Annotated in this window: 23 protein-coding genes and 1 pseudogene; 8 read left to right on the top strand and 16 right to left on the bottom strand. The window is 67.9% G+C overall.

The genetic code is table 11. The annotated features are described in order from the left end of the window. Positions 1-238: 238 nt before the first annotated feature. Genes ACWDNU_RS03750 through ACWDNU_RS03735 form a run of 4 tightly spaced genes read left to right on the top strand, consistent with a single transcriptional unit; the run spans position 239 to position 3,985 of the window. Entirely contained in the window at positions 239-1,252 is a 1,014-nt protein-coding gene (locus ACWDNU_RS03750) for a D-isomer specific 2-hydroxyacid dehydrogenase family protein (RefSeq protein ID WP_449667631.1), read from the top strand. Further along, positions 1,245-2,282: a D-alanine--(R)-lactate ligase gene (gene vanA / locus ACWDNU_RS03745; RefSeq protein ID WP_449667630.1), complete on the top strand. Its 1,038-nt coding sequence runs from the start codon at positions 1,245-1,247 to the stop codon at positions 2,280-2,282. The genes ACWDNU_RS03750 and vanA overlap by 8 nt, the downstream gene beginning before the upstream one ends. After that, positions 2,279-2,887, top strand: coding sequence for a D-Ala-D-Ala dipeptidase VanX (gene vanX / locus ACWDNU_RS03740; protein ID WP_449667629.1), 609 nt, complete (start codon positions 2,279-2,281; stop codon positions 2,885-2,887). The genes vanA and vanX overlap by 4 nt, the downstream gene beginning before the upstream one ends. Continuing rightward, complete coding sequence (locus tag ACWDNU_RS03735) at positions 2,888-3,985, top strand: UDP-N-acetylglucosamine--N-acetylmuramyl-(pentapeptide) pyrophosphoryl-undecaprenol N-acetylglucosamine transferase (protein WP_449667628.1); 1,098 nt, start codon at positions 2,888-2,890, stop codon at positions 3,983-3,985. Here the strand turns inward: ACWDNU_RS03735 and ACWDNU_RS03730 are convergent. Together ACWDNU_RS03730 and ACWDNU_RS03725 are read right to left on the bottom strand one after the other, a co-directional pair. Next, the gene (locus ACWDNU_RS03730; RefSeq protein WP_449667627.1) at positions 3,935-5,047 is read right to left on the bottom strand and encodes a sensor histidine kinase; all 1,113 of its coding nucleotides are present in this window, start codon (positions 5,045-5,047) and stop codon (positions 3,935-3,937) included. The two genes, ACWDNU_RS03735 and ACWDNU_RS03730, sit on opposite strands and share 51 nt — an antisense overlap. Continuing rightward, positions 5,044-5,718, bottom strand: coding sequence for a response regulator transcription factor (locus tag ACWDNU_RS03725; protein WP_344269313.1), 675 nt, complete (start codon positions 5,716-5,718; stop codon positions 5,044-5,046). Before ACWDNU_RS03725 ends, ACWDNU_RS03730 begins: the two co-directional genes overlap by 4 nt. A gap of 88 nt (positions 5,719-5,806) precedes the next feature. Between ACWDNU_RS03725 and ACWDNU_RS03720 the strand changes: the two genes are divergently transcribed. Then, a complete protein-coding gene (locus ACWDNU_RS03720; RefSeq protein WP_449667626.1) occupies positions 5,807-6,331 on the top strand; it encodes a M15 family metallopeptidase in 525 nt (174 codons plus the stop codon). Here the strand turns inward: ACWDNU_RS03720 and ACWDNU_RS03715 are convergent. Next, on the bottom strand, positions 6,328-9,090 hold the full coding sequence (locus ACWDNU_RS03715) for a BTAD domain-containing putative transcriptional regulator (RefSeq protein ID WP_449667625.1): 2,763 nt from the start codon (positions 9,088-9,090) through the stop codon (positions 6,328-6,330). The genes ACWDNU_RS03720 and ACWDNU_RS03715 overlap by 4 nt on opposite strands. A 387-nt stretch (positions 9,091-9,477) precedes the next feature. Between ACWDNU_RS03715 and ACWDNU_RS03710 the strand changes: the two genes are divergently transcribed. Together ACWDNU_RS03710 and ACWDNU_RS03705 are read left to right on the top strand one after the other, a co-directional pair. Further along, on the top strand, positions 9,478-10,209 hold the full coding sequence (locus ACWDNU_RS03710; protein ID WP_449667624.1) for a phosphotransferase family protein: 732 nt from the start codon (positions 9,478-9,480) through the stop codon (positions 10,207-10,209). Between the two features lie 16 nt (positions 10,210-10,225). Further along, positions 10,226-11,395, top strand: a complete 1,170-nt coding sequence (locus ACWDNU_RS03705) for a GyrI-like domain-containing protein (protein WP_449667623.1) — start codon at positions 10,226-10,228, stop codon at positions 11,393-11,395. Here the strand turns inward: ACWDNU_RS03705 and ACWDNU_RS03700 are convergent. The 3 genes from ACWDNU_RS03700 to ACWDNU_RS03690 form a co-directional block, all read right to left on the bottom strand. Next, the gene (locus ACWDNU_RS03700) at positions 11,355-12,230 is read right to left on the bottom strand and encodes a nuclease (RefSeq protein ID WP_449667622.1); all 876 of its coding nucleotides are present in this window, start codon (positions 12,228-12,230) and stop codon (positions 11,355-11,357) included. The two genes, ACWDNU_RS03705 and ACWDNU_RS03700, sit on opposite strands and share 41 nt — an antisense overlap. Before the next feature lie 107 nt (positions 12,231-12,337). Beyond that, positions 12,338-12,475, bottom strand: coding sequence for a hypothetical protein (locus ACWDNU_RS03695; protein ID WP_370939892.1), 138 nt, complete (start codon positions 12,473-12,475; stop codon positions 12,338-12,340). A 51-nt stretch (positions 12,476-12,526) separates the two neighbouring features. Next, the gene (locus ACWDNU_RS03690; protein WP_449667621.1) at positions 12,527-12,922 is read right to left on the bottom strand and encodes a cupin domain-containing protein; all 396 of its coding nucleotides are present in this window, start codon (positions 12,920-12,922) and stop codon (positions 12,527-12,529) included. Positions 12,923-12,982: 60 nt separating this feature from the next. Here ACWDNU_RS03690 and ACWDNU_RS03685 point away from each other — a divergent pair, with 60 nt between their 5' ends. Continuing rightward, a complete protein-coding gene (locus tag ACWDNU_RS03685; RefSeq protein ID WP_449667620.1) occupies positions 12,983-13,453 on the top strand; it encodes a MarR family winged helix-turn-helix transcriptional regulator in 471 nt (156 codons plus the stop codon). Between the two features lie 524 nt (positions 13,454-13,977). Here the strand turns inward: ACWDNU_RS03685 and ACWDNU_RS03680 are convergent. The 10 genes and pseudogenes from ACWDNU_RS03680 to ACWDNU_RS03635 all read right to left on the bottom strand — a co-directional run bounded on the left by ACWDNU_RS03680 (position 13,978) and on the right by ACWDNU_RS03635 (position 22,357). Beyond that, the gene (locus ACWDNU_RS03680; protein ID WP_449667619.1) at positions 13,978-14,808 is read right to left on the bottom strand and encodes a spermidine synthase; all 831 of its coding nucleotides are present in this window, start codon (positions 14,806-14,808) and stop codon (positions 13,978-13,980) included. Continuing rightward, positions 14,805-15,191: an adenosylmethionine decarboxylase gene (gene speD / locus ACWDNU_RS03675; protein ID WP_449667713.1), complete on the bottom strand. Its 387-nt coding sequence runs from the start codon at positions 15,189-15,191 to the stop codon at positions 14,805-14,807. The genes ACWDNU_RS03680 and speD overlap by 4 nt, the downstream gene beginning before the upstream one ends. A 60-nt stretch (positions 15,192-15,251) precedes the next feature. Beyond that, a pseudogene (locus tag ACWDNU_RS03670) lies at positions 15,252-16,238 on the bottom strand (type III PLP-dependent enzyme); the annotation flags it as partial. Positions 16,239-16,343: 105 nt separating this feature from the next. After that, positions 16,344-17,039: an aminoglycoside N(3)-acetyltransferase gene (locus ACWDNU_RS03665; RefSeq protein WP_449667712.1), complete on the bottom strand. Its 696-nt coding sequence runs from the start codon at positions 17,037-17,039 to the stop codon at positions 16,344-16,346. Positions 17,040-17,234: 195 nt separating this feature from the next. Then, complete coding sequence (locus ACWDNU_RS03660; RefSeq protein ID WP_449667618.1) at positions 17,235-18,392, bottom strand: cytochrome P450; 1,158 nt, start codon at positions 18,390-18,392, stop codon at positions 17,235-17,237. Between the two features lie 46 nt (positions 18,393-18,438). After that, positions 18,439-19,254 carry an ABC transporter permease gene (locus tag ACWDNU_RS03655; protein WP_370939900.1) on the bottom strand — a complete coding sequence of 272 codons (816 nt, stop codon included), beginning with the start codon at positions 19,252-19,254 and terminating at the stop codon, positions 18,439-18,441. Continuing rightward, positions 19,251-20,210 (bottom strand): ATP-binding cassette domain-containing protein, encoded by a 960-nt coding sequence (locus ACWDNU_RS03650; RefSeq protein WP_449667617.1) that lies wholly within the window; start codon positions 20,208-20,210, stop codon positions 19,251-19,253. Before ACWDNU_RS03650 ends, ACWDNU_RS03655 begins: the two co-directional genes overlap by 4 nt. 20 nt (positions 20,211-20,230) lie before the next feature. Continuing rightward, entirely contained in the window at positions 20,231-21,076 is an 846-nt protein-coding gene (locus tag ACWDNU_RS03645; RefSeq protein WP_370939902.1) for a DUF4097 family beta strand repeat-containing protein, read from the bottom strand. Between the two features lie 76 nt (positions 21,077-21,152). Further along, positions 21,153-21,677, bottom strand: coding sequence for a YlcI/YnfO family protein (locus tag ACWDNU_RS03640; protein WP_370939903.1), 525 nt, complete (start codon positions 21,675-21,677; stop codon positions 21,153-21,155). A gap of 275 nt (positions 21,678-21,952) precedes the next feature. Next, entirely contained in the window at positions 21,953-22,357 is a 405-nt protein-coding gene (locus ACWDNU_RS03635; protein WP_449667616.1) for a helix-turn-helix domain-containing protein, read from the bottom strand. Positions 22,358-22,373 lie beyond the last annotated feature (16 nt).

Genomic DNA, 22,373 nt, shown 5'->3' with positions numbered 1-22,373 from the left:
GGCCCGATCGACTCCGAAATCCGCACGTCCCCCTGCCGCGGCGGCACGATTCGCGCATGATGCCAGACAGGAACGGTCGGCAGCGCCAAGACGGTCGCCCGGCGTTCCGCGTTCCTCCGCTCCCACTCCCGCACCGGGATATCCGACCACGCCGACGCCCGCTCGCTCCACCGCATATCGTCCGCGTATCGGAAACCGCATACGTGCTGGCAACATCGTCCTGCCTTGACTGGCACGCATGACCTACCGCGAACCGGCACGCGCTGCGGGGCTTCGGGCGCTGGTTCCGGCGGCCGGCATCACGATCTACGGGTGCGGGCCCGACGAAGCCGCCCTGGTTCGGGAGGCGGTGTCTCGTTTGGGGGTGACACCGGCTGTCACCTCGGCGGCGTTGTCCGAAGCCAACGTCGGGCTCGCCGCCGGGAATCGGTGCGTCAGTGTCAGTCACAAGACCCGCATCACCAACGCTGCTCTGCGCGCGCTCGGCGAGGTCGGCGTCAAGTATCTCTCCACGCGGAGCATCGGGTGCAATCATCTCGACGTCGCGTACGCCGAGAAGATCGGGATCACCGTCGAAAACGTCGCGTACTCGCCCGACAGCGTCGCCGATTACACACTCATGTTGATGCTGATGGCGATCCGCAACGCGAAATCTCTCATCCGCCGGGCGGACGCACACGATTACCGGTTAAGCGATCTTCCGGGAAAAGAACTGCGCGACCTCACCGTCGGCGTCATCGGAACCGGACGGATCGGCGCGGCGGTCATCGACCGGCTGTGGGGATTCGGCGGCCAGAAGCTGGCCTACGACCTTCGTCCGCGGACGTCGGCGGATTACGTTCCCCTCGACGATTTGCTGCGGCAGAGCGACATCATCACCCTCCACACCCCGCTCACGCCCGAGACCCGCCATCTGCTGAACCGCCAGCGGATCGCGCAGCTGAAGCCAGGGGCGATCGTCGTCAACACCGGGCGCGGCGGGCTGATCGACACCGAAGCCCTTCTGTCCGCGCTGGAAAGCGGCAGGCTGGGCGGCGCGGCATTAGACGTCCTGGAAGGCGAGGAAGGGATGTTCTACGCCGATTGCCGCCGGAAACCGATCGAGAACACGAATCTGGCGCGGCTGCAGGAACTGCCGAACGTGCTGATCAGCCCGCACACCGCGTACTACACCGACCACGCGTTGCGCGACGCGGTGGAAAACAGTCTCCTCAACTGCCTGAATTTCGAAAGCTGGACGAACCATGACTAAGCTCAAGGTCGGCGTCATCTTCGGGGGAATCTCCGAGGAACACCCCGTCTCGGTCAAATCCGCGCGCGAGGTCGAGAAGAACCTCGACCCGGAAAAGTACGAACCGTACTGGATCGGGATCGCCAAGGACGGCTCCTGGAAGCTGTGCGACGGCCCCGGCGAAGCGTGGGAGGACGGCGGACGCCCGGCGATGCTCTCGCCGGACCGCAGCGTCCACGGGCTGCTCGTCGAGAACCAGGGGAAATACGAACCGGTCCGGCTGGACGTGGTGCTCCCGGTGCTGCACGGCAAGCTCGGCGAAGACGGCGCGATGCAGGGCCTCCTGGAGCTGTCCGGAATCCCGTACGCGGGCTGCGACGTGCAGAGTTCCGCGCTGTGCATGGACAAATCCCTCGCGTACCTGGTCGTCGACAGCGCGGGCATCGCGACGCCGAACTTCTGGGCCGGGACCGCGGACGAGAAAGTCGACGCCAGCAAGTTCGCCTACCCCGTCTTCGTGAAACCGGCCCGGTCCGGTTCGTCGTTCGGCGTCACCAAGGTTTCCCGCGAAGAGGACTTGCCGGGCGCGATCGCTGAAGCGGCACAGTTCGATTCCAAGGTGCTGATCGAGGAAGCGGTCGAAGGCAGCGAGGTGGGCTGCGCGGTTCTGGGCAACGGCGCAGAACTGACGGTCGGCGAACCAGACCAGATCCGGCTGTCGCACGGCTTCTTCAAGATCCACCAGGAAGACAACCCCGAAAGCGGCTCCGAGAACTCGACCATCCTCGTCCCCGCGGACATCTCCGGCCAGGCGCGCGCCCGTGTGCAGGCGACCGCCCAGACCATCTACCGCGCGCTGGGCTGCCAGGGCCTCGCCCGGGTCGACCTGTTCCTGCTCGAAGACGGCACCGCCATGCTGAATGAGGTCAACACTTTCCCCGGCCTGACCTCCTACAGCCGGTACCCGCGGATGATGGCGGCGGCCGGGGTGTCGTTCCCCGAAATGCTCGACCGGATAGTGTCGCTCGCGTTGGCCGGGACCTCCCGATGAAGCACGGTTTCGCCTTCCTGGATGAGGCCGCGCCCGGGATCCGCTGGGACGCCAAGTACGCCACCTGGGACAACTTCACCGGCAAACCCGTCGACGGCTACCTGGTGAACCGGATCGTCGGCACCCACGCCTTGTGCACCGCCCTTCAAAGCGCCCAAGACAAAGCCGCGACGCTCGGCTTCGGCCTGCTGATCTGGGACGGCTACCGGCCGCAGCGCGCCGTGGACTGCTTCCTGCGCTGGGCGAAGCAGCCCGAAGACGGCCGCAAGAAACACCAGCACTACCCGAACCTCAACCGGTCGCAGATGTTCGAAAACGGCTACGTGGCAGCAAAATCCGGCCACACCCGAGGAAGCACAGTGGACTTGACGCTGTACCGCCTGGACACCGGCGAGCTTCTCCCCATGGGCGGCGGCTTCGACCTGATGGACGCCGTCTCGCACCACAGCGCGCCCAGTATCACCGCAGCAGAGGCGGCAAATCGCCAGCACCTCCGATCCATTATGGACGATTGCGGTTTCGCCGCCTACGAATCCGAGTGGTGGCACTACACGCTGAAGGACGAGCCGTATCCAGACACGTACTTCGACTTCCTCGTCGCATAGATGGACACCGAAGCACCACGCGTGGTCGTCGCCGGAGGCCATTCCGCCGGGCACATCGAACCCGCGATGAACTTCGCCGACGCACTGCGCCGGCTGGCCCCCGCCGCCGAGGTCACCGCGCTCGGCACCGTCCGCGGCCTCGACACCACGCTCATCCCGGCCCGCGGCTACCCGCTCGAACTCATCCCTCCCGCACCGTTGCCGCGCAAGGTAACCCGCGCCCTCCTGCAGACGCCGTCCCGGTTGCGCGATTCGATCCGCGCCGCCGGGACGGTCCTCGACCAGGTCCAGGCAGACGTCGTCGTGGGCTTCGGCGGCTATGTCGCCGCTCCGGCCTACCTCGCCGCCCGCCAGCGCCGCCTGCCCATCGTCATCCACGAGGCGAACGTCCGCCCCGGCGCGGCCAATCGCCTCGCCGCCCGGATGACAACGCACGTGTACACCGCTTCCCAGGAAGTCCGGCTGAAGCACAGCACCGCGATCGGCATCCCGCTGCGTCCAGCGATCACCGGACTCGACCGCCCCGCAACCCGCGAAGCAGCCCGACAGAAGTTCGGCCTCCACCTCGACGGTCCAGTGCTGCTGGTCACCGGCGGCTCGCAAGGCGCCACCGCGATCAACGCCGCCGTCTCCGGCGCAGCTGAACCGCTAAAAGCAGCCGGGGTCCAAGTCCTGCACATCACCGGCCGCCAGCACACCGTCGAAGCGGGCGACCCGTCGTATGTAGTCCTGCCGTACATCGACGAAATGCACTACGCCTACGCCGCGGCCGACTTCGCGATCTGCCGCTCAGGCGCGATGACCTGCGCCGAACTGGCCGCAGTCGGGCTACCGGCCGCGTTCGTCCCGCTCCCGGACCGCGGCGGCGAGCAACGCCTGAACGCCGGACCGGTCGTGGCAGCAGGTGGCGCGCTGCTCGTGAATGACGCCGACCTCACCCCGTCCTGGATCGAAGCCACCCTCATCCCGATCCTTACCGACCCGGCCCGCATCGCGGCGATGTCCGCCCGCGCCTCCGCGACCGGAGCGCCCAACGCCGACACCGTCCTAGCCCGGCACGTCCTGACGATCGCCGAACGACATCGCCCCACCCGGTAGCCGCACCGTCACGCGAAGTCCGCCAGCGGCACCTGGCGCGAGAGAAAGAGTCCCGTCGTGCGCCTGCGCGATGCTCTTCACGATCGCCAGCCCAAGACCGACCCCAGCATGGTCACGACGGATCCGTTCTGTACCACGCTGGAACGGCTCGGTGAACGTCCAGATCTTCTCTGGGCTGACTTCCTCCCCGGTGTTTTCCACGATGAGCGTGCCCGCCGTCGCGGAGGAACTGGCGCGAAGCTGCACGGTCCCGCCTTCCGGCAGGTTGTGGACGATCGCGTTGTGCAGCAGATTCGTCGTCAACTGCAGCAAAAGCGCACGCGACCCGCGAACGGCAGTGATGTCTCCGGAAGTCTCGATCACGACCCCGTGCTTCTCAGCCAGCGGCAGCAACGTCTCGGCGGCTTCTTCGGCCAGAAGCGACAGATCGACCGGTTCCCGGGTGAACGACCGCTGATCCGCGCGACTGAGCAAAAGCAAGGCTTCGGTGAGCTCGATCGCCCGGGCATTCACGACGCGGAGGCGCTCGTGAAGCTCGCCGGCGTCGCGGCCCGGGTCGTTGCGGGCGACTTCGAGGAGGCTCTGCGTGATCGCCAGCGGGGTGCGCAGCTCATGGGAGGCGTTGGCGGCGAATCTGCGCTGTTCGGCGACGTGCGCGTCGAGGCGGGCGAGCATGGCGTCGAAGCTGTCGGCGAGTTCGCGGAACTCGTCGTCACGGCCTTCCAGTTCGATCCGGTGCGCGAGCGACCCGGTCGAGGCGCGCCGGGTCGCGGCGGTGATCCGGGTCAGCGGGGCGAGCATCCGCCCGGCCAGCACCCAGCCGCCCAGCAGGCCGAACACCAGCAGGAGCAGCATCACGATCGCCGCGTCGGGCGCGAAGTCCTTGATCAGGTCGCGGCCGGACGGGGCCATCACCACCGGCATCACTTCCAGCGCCCGGTCCTGGTAGTTCAGCAGGAACAGGGCCACCGCGCCGAGCAGCAGCGTCCCGGCCAGCATGAGGAATCCGGCGTAGCTGAGGGTCAGTTTGAGCCGGACGCTCATCCCCGGCTCGCGGATCATCCGCGCGCCGATCCGTCGTCGATCCGGTAGCCGACCCCGGGGACGGTCGCGACCAGCCACGGTTCGCCGAGCCGTTTGCGCAGCGCCGAGACCGTGATGCGGACGGCGTTCGTGAACGGGTCCGCGTTCTCGTCCCAGGCCCGTTCGAGGAGTTCTTCGGCGCTGACCACCCCGCCCTCGGCCGCGACGAGCACCTCGAGCACGGCGAACTGCTTCCGGGTCAGCGCGACGTACCGGCCGTCCCGGTAAACCTCGCGGCGGAACGGGTCCAGCTTCAGCCCGGCGATCTCCCGCACCGGCGGCCGGTTGTGCGCGCGCCTGCGGTCGAGCGCGCGCAGCCGGAGCACGAGTTCCCGCAGCTCGAACGGTTTGGTGAGGTAGTCGTCGGCGCCGAGTTCGAAGCCGGAGACCTTGTCGTCGAGCCGGTCGGCGGCGGTGAGCATCAGGATCGGCATGCCGCTGCCGGACGCGACGACGCGCTTCGCGATCTCGTCGCCGGACGGTCCGGGAATGTCCCGGTCGAGCACCGCCATGTCGTACGCGTTGACGCTCAGCATTTCCAGCGCGGTGTCCCCGTCCCCGGCGAGGTCGGCCGCGATCGCTTCCAGGCGCAGCCCGTCCCGGATGGCCTCGGCCAGGTAGGGCTCGTCCTCGACGATCAGCACACGCATGCCGTCGATGCTACGAGCAGACGCGTATCGCTGGCATATCCGAAACCGCGTACGCGCTGGCAACACCGGTTCGCCTTGGCTGAACGTCATGACCCGCAGCGAATCCGCACGAAGTCCCTTCCGGCGAACCGTCGGCTGGGTGCTTCGCCGTCGTGGCGCAGTCAGCGAGGCCGACGGAGCCGTCCCGCCCGGCACGACGGTGTTCGCCGAGATTCCCGCCGTGGCCAATCTCGACCCGGTGTTCCTGGACGCACTGCGCCGCGCCGCGAAGGACGCCGCGGGCGACGGCGTCGAGTTCCGCGTCAACAGCGGCTGGCGATCACCGGCGTATCAGAATCAGCTTCGGCGCAAGGCAATCGCCAGATACGGCTCGGAACAAGAAGCTGCGCGCTGGGTGGCCACCGCCGAGCGGTCCGCGCACGTCCTGGGGAACGCGATCGACCTCGGTCCGTTCGAGGCCACGGCTTGGTTGTCGAAACACGGAGCCGCGTATGGACTGTGCCAGATCTACCGCAACGAACCGTGGCACTACGAACTGCGTCCCGAGGCCATCGACCAGGGCTGCCCGCCGATGTACGCCGATCCGTCGCAGGACCCGAGGTTGCAGGCCTAGGACGGATCAGCCAGCCGTTCCTGCAATCGAGCGTGCCGGAACTGGTACACCTCACCCACCTGACGCAGGACACCCCGGCGATGCGCGTCGTCGAGGAAACCCATCAGGTCCAACGGGATCCGCTTCCGGGAGGCCAGCCACAACCGGCTGAACGTGTACGCACCCCAAGCCCGGGCGATCCACACGCTCAGCCCCACCGCCAACCCGAACATGACACCCGCCGCGATCGCCTGCGCCGTGCTCGACGCCCGCGAAAAGACCTGGCCGCCGATGATCACGCCAGCGAGGCCGTAGGCGAGACTTCCCGGGCTCCGCACCAAAAACCGGCCGAGCAACGCCGACGCCAGCCCGCCGGCGAAGGCCAGCGCCAGGTCGTAATGGTCGTGGAAAACGCCCAGGAATCGCGTTTCCTTCGTGAAGGCGAACGCCATCCCGTAGAACAAGCCCAGCGAAACGATGAAGGACAAGGTGAACGACAGCGTCGCGGCGCGGTCGTTGCGCAGGACGCTCGCCGGACTCGACACCCGGCTCGCCTCCAGCGGTGTGTCCAGCCAGACGTGCACCCCGATCGCCAGCCCGAACACCACCGCGAGCAGCGCGATCACCCCGACCGACAGCGACCAGGCCAGTCCGAGACAGACCCCGATCAGCACCCCGACCGCGAACCGCCGCAGGAATCGGCCCGCGGTGCCGCGGAACCGCGCCTCCACTCGCAACGGACCCGGTCGGCTGCCGACGGTATGCGTTACACAGCCTGCCACCGCGAACGACAGCCCGTAAATCGCGCCGATCACCGGCCCCGCCGCGATCCAGCCGGTGAGCGCGAACAGCAACGCGGGCGGCAGCCCGAGGCAGAGCCCGAGGACCAGCCTCGGCACCGCGCGATCCAGCTGCCACCACGCGAGATCGCGGCTCTGGTCGCGTTCCAGCTGCCGGGCGAAGAAACTCAGCCAGCGCTGCGCCTGGTCCGCCGGGTAATCGCGCGGCCGGGTCGGCCGGTCGAGCCGCGCGGGCGGGGCCGGACGGGAGGTGTAGACCACCGGAAGGTACTCGTCGAGCAGATGCCCTTCGATCGCCGCGCGGTCGGGAAACCGGGTGGTATCGCAGAGTTCGCCGGGATCGGTCGACGGATGCGCGTACGCCGTCCTGGCCAGGTCGACCATCAGCGGCGTGCGAAGTGCCCGCGCCAGCGGGCTTTCCGGGCTCTTCCGCAGCTGCCGGACCACCGGGTCCCAGCGGGTTTCGCCGAACCGCTGCCGCGCGGTGAGAAAGTCGATCGCGTCCTCGGTCTCGACCGGTTCGATCTCCACCACCGCCGCCCGCGACAGAAAGGTCCCGGACTGCTCGACCGCAAATTCGTACTCGGTGCTGCGGCAGGTCACCACGAGCGGCCGTCCTCCGGAAACGGCCTGGTCCAACGCGTCGATCGCCGCGGTGTGGAGCCCGGGCGCCAGCTCGTCGAGCCCGTCGAGCACCGGGATGATCCGGCCTTCGAGCACCAGCCGCAGCGCCGCGCCCTTGCCGTACGCGCCGGTGTTGGCCAGGCCCGGATACTCCTCGACCAGGCGTCGGGCCAGCCAGCCGTGCAGGTGTTCCTCGCGGGGATTCCACGACGACAGCGGCAGCAGCACCGGCACCGGTTCGCCCGGCGGCGGGTCGGCCAGCAGCCCGAGCGTGAGCAGGATGGCCAGCACCGATTTCCCCGCGCCCGGTTCGCCGAGCACGACCAGCTGCCGCGCCGGAACCTGCCGGAACTTCGCGACAACGTCGGTGAGATCGCCGCTGAACGTCAACCTGCTCTGGTTGCCGGGCCGCCCGAGCACCGCCGACGCCGCCGCGGCGACCGGGCGCTCGGTGCTCGTCCAGGTCAGCGGCACCGGTTCCGGACGGTGCAGCGAGCGGATCTCGGCCTCCGCGGTCCACTGCCGGACGATCGCCGCCGCGAGCTCGTCGGCCGCGCGATCAAGCTGGCTCGACGGCTGTTCGGGTTGACTCGGCTGCTCCTCCGGCTCGCTCGGTTCTTCCGTCTCCCCGCGCAGAATCCGCTCGTGCAACCGGCGCACCTCGGCACCGGGATCGACCCCGAGCTCCTCGGCGAGCTGCGTCCGCAACCGCTGAAACACGGTCAGCGCGTCCGCCTGCCGCCCGCTGCGATCCAACGCGAGCATCAGCTGTGCGTACGGCCGTTCCCGCAGCGGATGGTCCTCGACGATCTCCGCCAGCTCGTCCACGACCTCGCGGTACTGACCGAGCTTCAGCTGCCAGTCGGTGCACAGCTCCAGCGCGGTGAGCCGCTGCTCCTCCAGCCGCGCCGCCCGCCCGGCGAGCGCCGCGGAGTCCAGACCGTCCAGCACCGGGCCGCGCCACAGCTTCAACGCCGAACGGATCTCCTCGACGCCCTCGGCCAGCGCGCCGCTCTCCGCCGACTGGCGGGCCGCGGCGACGGCGTCGGTAAATCGAAGCCAGTCGACTTGCTGATGGTCGACCGTGATCCGGTAGCCCGAACCGTCGGTCACGATGAGCTGTTGCCCGGGATCGGCGAGCCGCTCGCGGAGCACCGAAACACAGTTCTGGATCTGCTTGGTCGCCGTCGCGGGCGGCTCGCCGTCCCACGTCGCCTCGATCAGCTTCGGCAGCGGTACGACGGAGTTCGGCGAGAGCAGCAAACAGGCCAGCACGCGGCGATGGCGTGCGCCCGGCAGCGTCAGCCGCTCGGATCCAGACTGGATTTCCAGCGCTCCGAGCACGCGAAAATCCATCCCGCGGTTCCCCCCTCGGCTCCGGCACCGCTGCGGGCCCGAGCATACCCGCGCAGGTCAACGGCCTCTCGGAGGACGAAGGGACAGACCGAGGACAGGTTGAGGACAACTCCGGGCACGGTGGAACCACGTCCGGCCCCCGAGGTGGGGACCTGGTCGCCGGCTCGGGGGCCGGCGGCGGTGGGGCCGGGCGGACATCCTCCGCATAACCGGTTCCGAAGGTACGTGAGGGGAACCCTGAGGGAATCAGAGTCACTCAGGGTTCCCCTCACGTACCGCACCTCGGTGCCGTCGGACTCGAGGGGAGGGGCGAGTGCTGGGGGTACTCGCCGCCGCTGGCGCGAAAATCCGATGCCGTCCGTGATCGTCTTCGTGACAATCGCGGGCATGGAGGAAGTCGAAATCGTCGTCGCCCACCACGAACGCGCGACCCTGCGCGTCGGCGACGTGTTCCTGAAGGTCGACACCGACCAAGCACGCGCCGACGCCGAGGTCGCCGCGATGGCGCTCGCGCCGCTCCCGACTCCGGAGATCCTCTGGCGGAAACCGCCCGTCCTCGCCCTCGCCGCGCTGCCCGGACGGGAACTCGGCCGCCCCGGCACACCGTCGACCGCGTCGCCGGAAGCTTGGGTCGCCGCCGGAGCCGCCGCCCGGAAGCTGCACGAGGCGCCGCTGCCGCCGACCCCCGGCCGGAACCTCGACGAACTCGCCGAGGAACTCGACCGCGAATGCGCGTGGCTGATCGCGAACGACGTCCTGCCCGCCGATGTGGTCACCGGCAACCGCCGTCTCGCCGAGGCCGCGCTCCAGCCGCGAACCCGGGTGTTCATCCACGGCGATCTGCAGGTCGCGCACATTTTCGTCGAAGGCGACGAGGTGACCGGCGTTCTCGACTGGTCCGAAGCCGCCCAGGGCGACGCCCACTTCGACCTCGCCGCCTTGACTCTCGCGCACCAGGAACACCTCGACGACGTCCTGTCCGGTTACGGCGGCGGCATCGACCTCGACGTGCTCCGCGCGTGGTGGTCGCTGCGCAGCCTGCGGGTCGTCCACTTCCTCGTCGGGCACGGCTTCGACCCGGCACCGGAGGTCGCGGTCTTGGAAGCTCAGCTATTCTAGTACTAGAATATCTGGCATGGCCGCCCTCACCGACGCCGAACTGACCATCCTGGGTCTGCTCGTCGAGCAACCGCAGCACGGCTACGCGCTGGAACGGGTAGTCGAGGAACGCGGCATCCGCAACTGGACCGCGCTCGGCTTCTCCTCGATCTATTACGTCCTCGACAAACTGGCCAAGCGCGGCCTGATCGAAGCCACCGGCGCACCCCGCTCCGGGAAATCGCGCGCAACCATCCAAGCCACGCAGGCCGGTGTCGAGCTGTGTGCGGAGGCCACCCGCGAAGCCCTCAGCGCGCTGACCCCGATCCACGCGCGGGTCCTCGTCGCGATGGCCAACAGCCCGGGCCTGCCGGAGGCGGAAGTGCACGCCGGGCTGACCGCGCGACTCGCCGCGTTGCGCGAACAACTCGCCGAAGTCCGGGCGACGCGCGCCCGCCAAGAACCGTTGCCGGACGCCGCGGCGGCGATCTTCGACTACAGCGAAGCAATGCTCACAGCCGACCTCACCTGGACCGAAAGCGTCCTCAGCAAGGAGACCACGGTGGACAAGTACGACGTCAAGAAAGCCCATCGTGCGCTGTATTCGCCGCCGTCGAAGGATTTCACCGTCGTGTACGTACCCGCGCTCCAGTACCTCGCCGCCGACGGACACGGCGACCCGAACACCGCGTCCGAGTACACGAACGCCGTCGAAGCGCTGTACGGAATCGCTTACTCGGTGAAGTTCGCCAGCAAGAAAAACCTTGGCCGGGACTTCGTCGTCGGACCGCTCGAGGGCTTGTGGCGTGCGGACGACCCCAGCGTCTTTCTCGCGCGGGACAAAGAGAAATGGGACTGGACGATGCTGATCAGCCAGCCGGACTGGGTCACCGAGGAGATGGTCCGGGAGGCCGCCGAAAGCGTCGCGAAGAAGAAGGACAACCCCGCGCTGGCCGGAGTTCGGCTACGCACGCTGACGGAGGGCACGAGCGTCCAGATCCTGCACGTCGGCTCGTACGACGACGAAACACCTACGCTGAACCGGCTCCACCACGAATACCTGCCCGAGCACGGCCTGACGTTCAACGGCGACCACCACGAGATCTACCTGAGCGACCCGCGCCGCACCGCTCCCGACAAGCTGAAAACGGTTCTGCGGCAGCCGGTCAAGCCTCTTGGAACACGATCTGCTCCGGCGGAGTCGTGAGCTTGAGCGTCTGCCGCCGGACGGACAGGAGCGTGTGCAGTTCGGTGGCGTGCCCGTCGGGGATGGTGAAAAGCCGGTCGTTGCGGGTGTCGACGTAGTCCGCGAACCCGGCGAGCGAGACGCCGCCGGTCTCGTCCAGGCTCAGGTAATCGACGAGACGACGGAACAGTTTCGGCAGCAGCACCACGTCGTCCCTCAGTTGGGCACGGCTCCTCAGCCGGAAGCCGCTGGTGGTCACGTCGTGCTCCCACACGCCCTTGCCCGCGGCGCGCGCCGCGACCGCCGCGTCGGCCATTGCCTGCCGGAGATCCGGGTAAAGCTTGGAGTAGAACGTCGGATACGCCAGCCCGGTTTCGAGCAGCCGGAAATTCGCCGACGCCTTCAACGCTTTCGGATCAAGATGCACGTCCCCGCCGTCGGTGGAGCGCCCCGCCCGCTGCCCGGGAAACGCGAACGCGACCGCACGGCCGTACTTGTCGGCGAACCGGGTCAGGATGTGCCCGCTCGTTTCCCCCGGCGTACTCGCGGAAACGCGGCCGCCCTCGTCGCGCTCGACCTTCGTGAAACCGAGGTACCGCAACAGTTCCGCCCCGGCCGCGTCAGCCAGTTCTTTCGGCTGACGCCACAACTCAGCCCCCGCGACGCGCGGCCGGTAATGCGTCTCGAGCGCGTCGATCCCGTCGAGGCGCAACTGCACCCCGCCCCGGGAATTGGTGCGCACCTTGAGGTTCGCGGCGGAAAATGCGTCGGCCCGGTCGGGATAGAACCGGACCGAGTCTCCGTCCGGCGAAGCCCCGACGACCCTGAACTGACCTTTGATCAATGTCAATGGCACGTGAACGACGGTAACTGCCGGAAGCGCCGGCAGTTACCGTGTTTCCCGAGCCGTCACCGAGCGGTCACTCATGTTGTGACCACTTGTCACGCCCCGTGCGTGCGCTATTACTGGCAGGCTTCGCAATCCGGGTCGTCAATGCGGCAGGCGGCGCCGTCGACGAGCGGAAAGTCGAAGTCGTCCAGAACGGGAACGACCGAGGCGGCTTCTTCGGCCGCGGCGGGCGGCGTGGTGGGAGCAGACATATCCGTTGTAGCGCTCAAGATCGCCGAACATTCCGTGACGCCCGCCACAGCTCAGGCGACCCAGTCCGGAAGAATTTTGTCGCCGTCCGCCGTCGCGCACGCCGGCACCACGCCAGTCCGGTACACCCGCGTATTCCCCGGCGCACACACGATCGCCACCATGCCGTTGCCGGCATCGGCCCGCACCTGCCGCTCGGCGTCGGCAGGCATTACGACGGTCTCCCCCGCTTTCACGACCTCGACGACCCCATTCAGCGCAATCTCCGCCCCGCCGCCGAGAACCGTCCACACCTGCTCGGCATCGAACGCATGCACCGGCCCCACCGCGCCCGGCGCCATCTCGACCCGCCAGACCGCCTGCTGACTGCCGCCCTGAGTCGGCGACGCCAGCGTCGTCATGACCGCGTTCGGCGTCTCCGTCCGACGACTGTCCCTGATGACCGTCACTCGCCACTCCCCTACAATAGACAACAAGGTTGTCCATATAGTCAACGAGGTTGTCTACCTATGTCAAGCGATCCGCCGGGATACGAGCTGCCGCTGCGCCTGCTGTTCGGCTTCCGCAGCCTGATCGACGACCTGCACGCCGAGCTGGCGAAGCAAGGCCACCCCGACGTCCGCCCGATGCACGGCTTCGTCTTCCAAGCGATCGGCCCGTCCGGCACGACCGCCGTCGACCTGGGCCGCGCGCTCGGCGTAACCAAGCAGGCCGCGGGCAAGACGATCGACACCCTGGAGCGGCTGGGCTACGTCCACCGGGAACGCGACCCCGACGACGGCCGCCGCATGCTGGTCCGGCTGACGGATCGAGGTCTCGACTGCCTGGCCAAATCCGCGCAGATCTTCGACCGACTACGCGCGGAGTGGTCTGAAACCCTGGGCGCCGGACGGCTTCGCGCCTTGGAGGAGGACCTGCGGAAAGTCGCGTCGCCAGAGTCCGCGCGACTGGACTTGCCGGGCTGGTTCTCCGGCGCTTGACACCGATCGGGAGCGGCAGTTGGATCCGCTCATGCATCGAAGACGGGGACTCCTGCTGGCCGCCGCAGCGGTGGCTGGCGCGGCGATCGCGGTGACCGTGGGGCTGACGTCCAGCAACGAACAGCCGCAACCCGCTCCGGTTGCCGCTTCTTCGCCTTCCTCGGCTCCGCCTTCCCCGATTGTGCCTTCCCAGGCTGCTGCTTCACCCGCCCCGGTTGCCGCTTCGCCAGCTCCGCCGGTTCCCGTGCCGCCCGCGGCGAAGCCAGCCAGCGCGCATCCCGCGCACCACAGCACGCCGGCGCCGAAACCCGCGCATTCAGCGACGAGCGACCGCGCCCCCAGCGACGCGATCCGCGACCGCGTCTACCAACCACCGCTCAACCCGCGCCCACAAGGCCAAGTCCCCGGCGCCGGTTGGGAGCCCGGAACGAAATCCGGCAACACCGGCCCGTCCGACGAGCCCGTCACGACCCCGACGCCGCTGCCGAATCCGGGAACCCACTAGTCCGGTTGATCGAACGCTTTCACCGGCGAAGGCTGATCGGCGGAACCGTAGCCCCGCGCAGCGTCAAAGCATCAATCGTCACCGGCCGATACGACAGCGTCGACAGCCGCTCCACCATCGTCTCCACCGGCGCTTCCATGCCCGTCCCAAAGAAAAACGCCCACTCGTGCTCCGGTGAGCCAAAGTAAACCGGCGCCGGGAAGACTTCCTCGAACCGACGCCAGCACTTCACCAACGTCGAGTTCCGCCACAACGTCGGGCACCCGCCCTGGTACGCGACCACCCCACCAGGCGTCAGCAACGACCGGCACTGCGCCAGGAATTCCGCGCTGTACAACCGATTGTGCTGAGCTTCAGTAGAATCTTGCTCATCCGGCAGATCCACCAACACGACGTCGTACTTCTCGCCGCAAGTGTGGACGTACTCCCACCCATCGGCGTAATGCATCCGAACCGGCCACTCGCCACGCTCCGCGCGAGCCAACTCAGCCGACGAGTACCCGTACGGAAGATGCTCCGCACAGAGCCGAACCGCCTCGGCATCGATGTCCACGTGATCGACTGAAGCCCCCGCCTCGGCCGCGATCTGGCACACCACGCCCTCGCTGGACCCGACCACCAGCACCCGGTCCACAGTGGACGCCAGCAGCAACGCAGGCACCAGCAACGCCTCGTGATACACCAGCTGGCTGAACTCAGTACTCTGCCGTTCGTCGTCGCAGAACAGCGAAATCCCTTGTGCCGTCTTGCCGATCACCAGATGCTGGTAGGCGGTCCGCGTGTCGACCACAACGTCCGATACCTGCCACCGCCGCGTCAGCCCGGCGCCGACTGGCTCCTCGATGTTCATTCCTGTCCTCTGTGGATAGTGGTGACCCGCGAAACGCTCGCGCCGAGCAAGTCCCGCAGCAACTGAACCGCCAGCTCCGGATCCGCCTTGCGCCCGCACGTGAACACATCCACGAACGCCGACCCGCGCTCCGGATACGTGTGAATCGAGGCGTGCGACTCCGAGAGCAAAGCCATCGCCGTCACCCCGTGCGGCTCGAACTGCTTGTACGTCAACTCGCACACCGTCGCGCCGGCCTTGTCCAGCGCACGTTCCAAGCTCTCGCACAGAAACGCCGGATCGTCGAGCAATTCCGCGGCCACCCCGGAAAACTCGGCCAGCACATGCCGTCCGGCGAACTCCCCGACCCCGCCGTCCTCCCCGCCGACGAAGTACGACCGCAACGGCGGAAACCCGTTGAACGACACCGAAGAGTAGCTTTGCGTGTACGCTCCGGCGTGCGGAATATCGACGTAATCCCCCGCCCGCAACGCCAACGGAAGCCGATACGGCGTGCGTTGATAAAGCACGTCGTCCCCGTCGCACGTCGGCCCCGCGATCACCACCGGCCCGTCCGGGCCACCGTCGTGCGCGGTCACCAGCCGATACGCGATGGCCTCGTTCTCCGTCTCGGCAAGCCCGCCGTACCGGCCGATGTCGAGGTACACCCAACGCCGCTCGTCCGCCGCGGACTTGCGCGACACCAGCACGACCTCGCTGCGAATCACCCCAGCCGACGCCACCACCGCCCGCCCCGGCTCGAACGACAACGCGGGCGCGACCGCGAAATGCCGCCCCACCGCATCGCGAACAGCCGCCGCGTATTCCGCCAACGGCGGCGGCTCCGTCAAGTAGCCAACGGGAAACCCGCCGCCGATGTTCAAGCCCCGCAACGAAACCCCGCGCTCGGCGACCGCACGAGTCACCTCAGCCGCGGCAGCGATCCCGGCTTCCCAAGCCCGCGGATCGACATGCTGAGACCCCACGTGAAACGCGACCCCCTCCGGATCGAGCCCCAGCTCAGCCGCGCGAACCAACAGGTCGACCGCCATGTCGGTGCTGCAGCCGAACTTGCGGCCGAACGGCGTCATCGCCCCAGGACTGTCCACCAGAATCCGGCAAGAAACAGCAGCCCCCGGCGCGAACTCCGCGAGATTCTCCAGATCCTCAAGGCTGTCAAAGGTAAACCGCCGCACCCCGACCCGGTGCGCGAACTCGATGTCCCGCGCCTTCTTCACCGTGTTGCCGTACGACAGCGACTCCGGCCGCACCCCTTGCGCGAGACACAACTCGATCTCCTCGCGCCCGGCAACGTCAAACCCAGCCCCGGCTTCCCGAAGCACCCGCACGACCTCCGGTGCCGGATTCGCCTTGACCGCGTAGTACATCCGAGCTTCCGGCAGCGTCCGCTGGAGCCGCTCGCAGTTCCCCCGAACCACGTCAAGGTCCATCACAAGACACGGCGTGGGCGGCCGTCGTTCCTCCAGGAACGCCCGGCACCGCTCCACCACCTGCGAGAACCCTTCAGTCACAACGCCCGAGTATAGGCGCCGGTTTCACCGCAGCAGCTCTCCCAGCCTCCGCCTGGCAAACGCTACGAACGGTACACAGTCCATCACTTGGCAATCCGCGGCACCGATCTTTCCCCGCCGCACGCCGCCCGTCTCTCCGAATTCCGCGCCGACCTGAGGAAAGAACCGCCCGTTGTCGTCCCCGACGTCGCCGGTCCGCACCCACACCCGCTCCCCGTCCACAAGGTACGGAAACCGCCGAACCTTCCGCCGATGATGCGGCACCAGAGATTCCGCGTAGTGCAAGAACGAGTTCCGATCATGCCCGACCCCGAGCAGCACAATCTGCGCCCGCTCCCGATACAGCCAGTCGAACGGCGACCCCAGCCCCACCGCATACGCCAGCGGCTGCCGCCGAGTCACTTCCGCCGCCCGAGCCCCCACCGCGGCCACCGACGCCTGCGGATGCCGGCTGCGCGACCGTCCCTCCCATCCCAGCACCGCGTTGGGCACCGCCCCCATCGGCGTCGCCAACCCGTCATGAAACAACGGCACCCTCTCCCGCGCCTCCTCAACCTCAGCGTCCGCCGGCCCCGACACCTCCGGAAACGGATCCGCCACCTGCGGTGTAAACGCGGGCACCACCGCCGTCCCCGCAGACCCCACCGCCCGCAACAACCCCCGCACCACCGCATCCGCTCCACCATCCACGCTCCCCAACGCGGACAACGACGAATGCACAATCACCACCCCGCCGTCAGAAACCCCCAGCTCCCGAACCCCCGCGCACACCGCATCCGCGTCAACCACGACCGCCAGCCTCCCTCGCCACTCACCAAGACGACCACTCCGCCCCCCGCCACAGTCAGCACTGGCTCGGCACCGTCCAGGGCGCCGAGCCAGTGTCAATCAATCACAAGCGAGGGAGCCCGAAACTCACCACGCGACCGGCAGCTTCAAAACCCCATAAATATTCTGATATTCAGGCCGCAACGGCACCTCCCCCGCCACCCGCAGTGTCGGAAACCGCCGGACCAACGCGGGCAACGCCACCGTCATCTCCACCCGAGCCAACTGCTGTCCCAAACACTGATGAATCCCATGCCCGAACCCCACATGCCCGGTCGCGACCCGCCGCACGTCCAACTCGTCCGGCCGCTCGAACTTCAAGGGATCCCGATTGGCGGCTTGCACGGACAACACCACGCTCTCCCCGGCCCGGATCACCGACCCCCCGACCTCGACGTCCGTCAACGCGGCCCGAACCCCCGTGTGCGCGATGGACAGATACCGCATCAACTCCTCAACAGCCCCGCCAGCAGCCTCTGGATCATCCCGGACCACAGCCCACTGCTCCGGATTCTTCAGCAGCGCATAAGTCCCCAACGCCAGCATGTTCGCCGTAGTGTCCAACCCGGCGGCGAGCAGGAACGTCCCCAGCCCAGCCAGTTCCTCGTCGGTCAAATCACTGCTGGTCAGATCACTGAACAGGTCGTCCGTGGGCGCGGATCGCTTAGCCGGTACCAACGAAGCCACATACTCCTGCAACTGGCCATAAGCAGTCATCCTCTCCTCTTCAGAAAGACTGACGTCGTTGATCGCCGCCGCAGCCCCCAGGAACGACGCCCGGTCCGAATAAGGCACCCCGAGCAGTTCGCAAATCATCACCGCGGGCACCGGATGCGCGTAAGCCGCGACCAGATCAACCCCGGGACCGGCCTTCTCCATCGAATCCAAATACTCGTCCGCGACCTCGGCCACCCGATCGCTGAGCAACCGCATCCGCCGAACCGTGAATTTCCCCGTCAGCAACTTCCGGAACCGGGTGTGCTCCGGCGCGTCGATCCCCGTCATGTCCCCGACCGGAGCCGGCGGCAGTTCCGGAAACTGCTCCATCCCCGGGAACGGGTAGTGCCACAATTCGTACCGATTGCTGAACCGCTGATCCCCCAGAATCGCCCGGACCTCCGCATGCCCGGTGGCCAGCCACCCGACGTGCCCGTCCGGAAACACCATCCGCGTCAGCGGAGCCCGGTTCCGCACCTCGGTCAACGACGGCGGCGGGTCGAACGGACACCCCTGCGCCCGCCCCATCGGAACCCCTTGCACAGCGCCTTCCCCAGTCATCCCCGTGCCCCTTTCAGTGTGCGTATTCGCGATTGAAAAGCTTCTTGGACCAGAGATAGCCGCCGACGCCCATCACGGCGCACCAGCCGAGCGCGAACCACAGGTGGTTGCCGAGCGGCTTGTCGAGCAGCAACGCGCGCAGGGTCTCGATGATCGGCGTGAACGGCTGGTACTCGGCGAACCACCGCAGCGCGCCCGGCATCGAATCGGCGGGCACGAATCCGCTGCCGAGGAAAGGCAGGAGCAGCAACGGCATCGGCGTGTTGCTGGCCGATTCGACGCTCTTGCTCACCTGGCCGAGCGCGACGCACAGCCACACCAGCGCGAGCGCCACCACCACGAGGAACCCGACCGCGGCGAACCACGAACCGACCCCGGCTGCGGGCCGGAAGCCGACCAGCAACGCGACCCCGGTGACCACCACGAGCCCGAACAACGCTTGCAGCACACTGCCGAGCACGTGCCCGGTCAGCACCGAAACCCGGGCGATGTGCATGGTCCGGAACCGGGCGATGACGCCTTCGGTCAGGTCCATCGCCACCGAAATCGCCGTTCCCTGCACGGTGGCGGTAATGGTCATCAGCAGAATCGTCGGCGCGACGAAGTTGGCGTATTCGGCTCTGCCGCCTCCTCCCCCGCCTAATCCGGCGCCGAGGGTGCCGCCGAAGACGTAGACGAACAGCAGCAGGAACACCACCGGCATGCCGACCAGCATGATCGTCAGCGACGGATACCGGAGCATGTGCTTGAGATTGCGGCGCAGCATGGTCATCGAGTCGCGGACCGGGTGGAAGCGCAGATCGGGTCCGGCGAGAGCGGGTGCGGTCATCGGGAAGTCACCTTTTCGTCAGTGGAGTTGCCGGTGAGGGCAAGGAAAACGTCGTCGAGATCGGGCGTGTGCACGGAAAGTTCGCCGACCTTCACCGAAAGCGAGTCGAGCCGGTCGATCAGCGATTTGAGCGCCTGCAGGCTGCCGTCGCTGGGCACGCGCAGCACCAGCGCGTCGTTCTGCCGGGACGCCTCGATCAGCGCACGTTCCGCGTGGACGAGGTCGGTCTCTTCTTCGAACCGCAACTGAACGTGCCCGCCCGGGATCTGGCGCTTGAGCTCTTCCGCGGTGCCCTCGGCGACAATCCGCCCGCGGTCGAGCACCGCGATCCGGTCGGCCAGTTCGTCGGCCTCTTCGAGGTATTGCGTGGTAAGGAAAATCGTGACCCCGCCGGCCACCAGCTTGCGCACGATCTCCCACATCGCCCGGCGGCTGCGCGGGTCGAGGCCGGTGGTCGGCTCGTCGAGGAAGATCACCCGCGGGCTGCCGACGAGCGTCATCGCCAGATCGAGCCGGCGCCGCATGCCGCCGGAGAACGTCGACACCGGCTTCTTCGCCGCTTCGACGAGATCGAACTGTTCGAGCAGCTCCGCCGCGCGCCGCTGTCGCGCGGCGCGGTCGAGGTGGTGCAGATCCGCCATCAGCAGCAGGTTTTCCTCGGCGGTCAGCAGATTGTCGACCGCGGAGAACTGCCCGGTGACGCCGATCGAGGCGCGCACCCCGTCGGCTTCCGAGGCGACGTCGTACCCGGCGACCTGTGCCGCGCCGCCGTCGGCATTGATCAAAGTGGACAGAATCTTGACCGTGGTGGTCTTGCCCGCGCCGTTCGCGCCGAGCAGCGAGAAGACGGTGCCGCGGGCGACGGAGAGGTCGATGCCGTCGAGCACGACGTGGTCGCCGAAGGATTTGCGCAGTCCGGCGGCGGCGATCGCCGGCCGGGAATGGTTGCTGGACATGGGTTTCTCCAAAACTGTGGTCAGGAGCGGTGGATGACGATTTCGCCGAACGCGGTGTGCCCGCGGACCTCGACGGTCTCCGTGGACTCGCCGGGGCTGGCCGAGGTCTCCAGCTGGTTGCGCACGTGGCCGAAGTTGGTCTTCACGTCGAGCCAGGCCGCGGTGCCCTTCGCGATGCCGATCCGCAAGTCGCCGATCGCGCTCTCGAGCACGACCGAACCGCGGACGACCTCGCCGAGCGAGATGGCGCCGTTGGACGTCTTCGCGTCGACCCCCGCGCCGGCGTGCTCGACCGTGATGTCGCCGTTGGCCGCGCGCACCCGGACGTCGCCGCCCGCGGACTCGATCGTCGTGTCGCCGTTGGAGTTCTTGACCACCGCGGTCCCGTCGACCGGGCCGAGCCGGATCCGCCCGGAGGCGGTGGTGACCTCGGCGTCGCCCGCGATCCCGTCGACCGTGACGTGGCCGACCGAGGTGTCGACGCGCAGCGGGCCGGTGCGGTCGAGACTGACGTTCCCGGCCGCGGTCTTGAGCCGCGCCTGCCCGAGTTCGCCGGAGCCCTGGAAGGCGCCCGCCTGCACCTCGGCGGAAACCCGCGAGCCGGTGGGCAGTTCGACCGTCACGTCGACCGAGCGGGTCTTGCGGGAGAAGTCGAACGCCCGCATCTTCGGGCCGGTGATGTGCAGCGCGCCGTTGCTGTACTCGACGCGGATCTGCTTGGCGGTCTTGACGTCGGAGTCGTCCGACTCGTCGGTCGGGCGGACGTCGACGACCGTGTCGCCGCGGTCGCTCGCGGCGAACCGGACGTGGCCGACGCCGAGGTCGACGGTGACGGAAATCGGTTCGGGAGTGTCGAATTTAGGCATGGTTGTCCCCACATTTCGGTTAGGTGTGCCGTCTCCGCAGGTCAGAGACAGGTGAAGGAGTTAGTGAAGAAAGGAGCTACCGGACCCAGCCGGTGAAGCTCTGCTTGGAGAAACTGCCGCCGGGCGGTTCGAAGCGCTGTTCGCGTTCGGGCCGCTGCTGCAGTGCCGCGGTGGCTGCCCGGACGAGCCAGGCGTTGACCGAACGGCCCTCCTTGGCGGCGGCCTCCTCGACCGCGGCCTTGAGCTGTTCGGGCAGCCGCACGTTGATCCGCGCCGACGGCCCGTCCTCGGAAAACAGCGGCTCACTGGGCTCCGGCGCCGGTTCGGCCGCGGGCGCGGCGGCCGGAGCGGGCTCGGCGGGCGGCGAGGTCACGACGAAGTTCGGGTCGCGGCCGCGCAGGCGCAGTTCGACCGAGCCGGGCGCGAGGTCCCGGGTGATCTCGTCGACGGCACCGGACAGCGTGTCCAGGAGGGTCATCCGGATCGCCGATTCGAGCGATCCGGTCAGCCGCTCGACCAGCGCGCGTCCCTCTTCGCCACTGGCCTCGGCCAGCGTCGCGAATTCCCGCCCGAGGTTGCTTACGTACGTGGTCAAGTCCATGGCACCACTATGGCACACGCTTGGCACCACCACAAGCCACCTTGGCTCAATTTGGCACCACTACGGCTCAGATAGTGGCAAATCCGCAGGTCAGCGCATGGTGCCACGCGGAGAATAGGCGGACCGACGTGGTGCCACCGATCATGCGACCGGCCCGAATCATGGCCTGATCGTCGCTCCCGCGAGTACGTGAGGGCCACCCTGAGGGAATCTGATTCCCTCAGGGTGGCCCTCACGTACGACAACACCCCGCACCGATGACGCTCGGACAGCCACTACTTGACCGCCTTCGCCACCGGCAAATCGACCCCAGCACGGTAGCTAGGACACTCGTCCAGGGCACCGTCGTGACGACACGTCATGAGGTGCTGCAGATACGCCTGCGCGTCGAGCAGCCGGCTCACCTCCGCCTGGATCGCCTCGATCCGCGCGGTGACCGTGCCTCGCCAATCGCCGGACTGGCCGCGGCTCCCGAGCAGCACGGCGATGTCGTCGAGACTCAGGTGGCCGGTCTCCCGCCAGGTGCGGATCAGCGCGATCCGATACAGCTGGTCCCGGTCGTAAAACCGCCAGCCGGAGCGGCGGCGCGGCTCGATCAGGCCGCAGCTCTCCCAGTAGTGCAGTGTCGAAACCGGCACGTCGAAGCGCGCCGACACCTCGCCGATCGAGTACAGGTCCATACTTCATTGCACCGCA

Source organism: Amycolatopsis sp. NPDC003676 (genome assembly GCF_053587275.1).
The sequence above is the reverse complement of the archived record's forward strand: the minus strand, read 5'-3'. Positions and strand labels throughout refer to the sequence as shown.

What these genes read in the sequence shown, in the direction of transcription:
- ACWDNU_RS03750 (WP_449667631.1), top strand. Translation starts at nt 239, where the DNA reads ATGACCTACCGCGAACCGGCACGCGCTGCGGGGCTTCGGGCGCTGGTT.
- vanA (WP_449667630.1), top strand. Translation starts at nt 1,245, where the DNA reads ATGACTAAGCTCAAGGTCGGCGTCATCTTCGGGGGAATCTCCGAGGAA.
- vanX (WP_449667629.1), top strand. Translation starts at nt 2,279, where the DNA reads ATGAAGCACGGTTTCGCCTTCCTGGATGAGGCCGCGCCCGGGATCCGC.
- ACWDNU_RS03735 (WP_449667628.1), top strand. Translation starts at nt 2,888, where the DNA reads ATGGACACCGAAGCACCACGCGTGGTCGTCGCCGGAGGCCATTCCGCC.
- ACWDNU_RS03730 (WP_449667627.1), bottom strand. Translation starts at nt 5,047, where the DNA reads ATGATCCGCGAGCCGGGGATGAGCGTCCGGCTCAAACTGACCCTCAGC.
- ACWDNU_RS03725 (WP_344269313.1), bottom strand. Translation starts at nt 5,718, where the DNA reads ATGCGTGTGCTGATCGTCGAGGACGAGCCCTACCTGGCCGAGGCCATC.
- ACWDNU_RS03720 (WP_449667626.1), top strand. Translation starts at nt 5,807, where the DNA reads ATGACCCGCAGCGAATCCGCACGAAGTCCCTTCCGGCGAACCGTCGGC.
- ACWDNU_RS03715 (WP_449667625.1), bottom strand. Translation starts at nt 9,090, where the DNA reads ATGGATTTTCGCGTGCTCGGAGCGCTGGAAATCCAGTCTGGATCCGAG.
- ACWDNU_RS03710 (WP_449667624.1), top strand. Translation starts at nt 9,478, where the DNA reads ATGGAGGAAGTCGAAATCGTCGTCGCCCACCACGAACGCGCGACCCTG.
- ACWDNU_RS03705 (WP_449667623.1), top strand. Translation starts at nt 10,226, where the DNA reads ATGGCCGCCCTCACCGACGCCGAACTGACCATCCTGGGTCTGCTCGTC.
- ACWDNU_RS03695 (WP_370939892.1), bottom strand. Translation starts at nt 12,475, where the DNA reads ATGTCTGCTCCCACCACGCCGCCCGCCGCGGCCGAAGAAGCCGCCTCG.
- ACWDNU_RS03685 (WP_449667620.1), top strand. Translation starts at nt 12,983, where the DNA reads ATGTCAAGCGATCCGCCGGGATACGAGCTGCCGCTGCGCCTGCTGTTC.
- ACWDNU_RS03680 (WP_449667619.1), bottom strand. Translation starts at nt 14,808, where the DNA reads ATGAACATCGAGGAGCCAGTCGGCGCCGGGCTGACGCGGCGGTGGCAG.
- ACWDNU_RS03660 (WP_449667618.1), bottom strand. Translation starts at nt 18,392, where the DNA reads ATGGGGCGGGCGCAGGGGTGTCCGTTCGACCCGCCGCCGTCGTTGACC.
- ACWDNU_RS03655 (WP_370939900.1), bottom strand. Translation starts at nt 19,254, where the DNA reads ATGACCGCACCCGCTCTCGCCGGACCCGATCTGCGCTTCCACCCGGTC.
- ACWDNU_RS03650 (WP_449667617.1), bottom strand. Translation starts at nt 20,210, where the DNA reads ATGTCCAGCAACCATTCCCGGCCGGCGATCGCCGCCGCCGGACTGCGC.
- ACWDNU_RS03645 (WP_370939902.1), bottom strand. Translation starts at nt 21,076, where the DNA reads ATGCCTAAATTCGACACTCCCGAACCGATTTCCGTCACCGTCGACCTC.
- ACWDNU_RS03640 (WP_370939903.1), bottom strand. Translation starts at nt 21,677, where the DNA reads ATGGACTTGACCACGTACGTAAGCAACCTCGGGCGGGAATTCGCGACG.
- ACWDNU_RS03635 (WP_449667616.1), bottom strand. Translation starts at nt 22,357, where the DNA reads ATGGACCTGTACTCGATCGGCGAGGTGTCGGCGCGCTTCGACGTGCCG.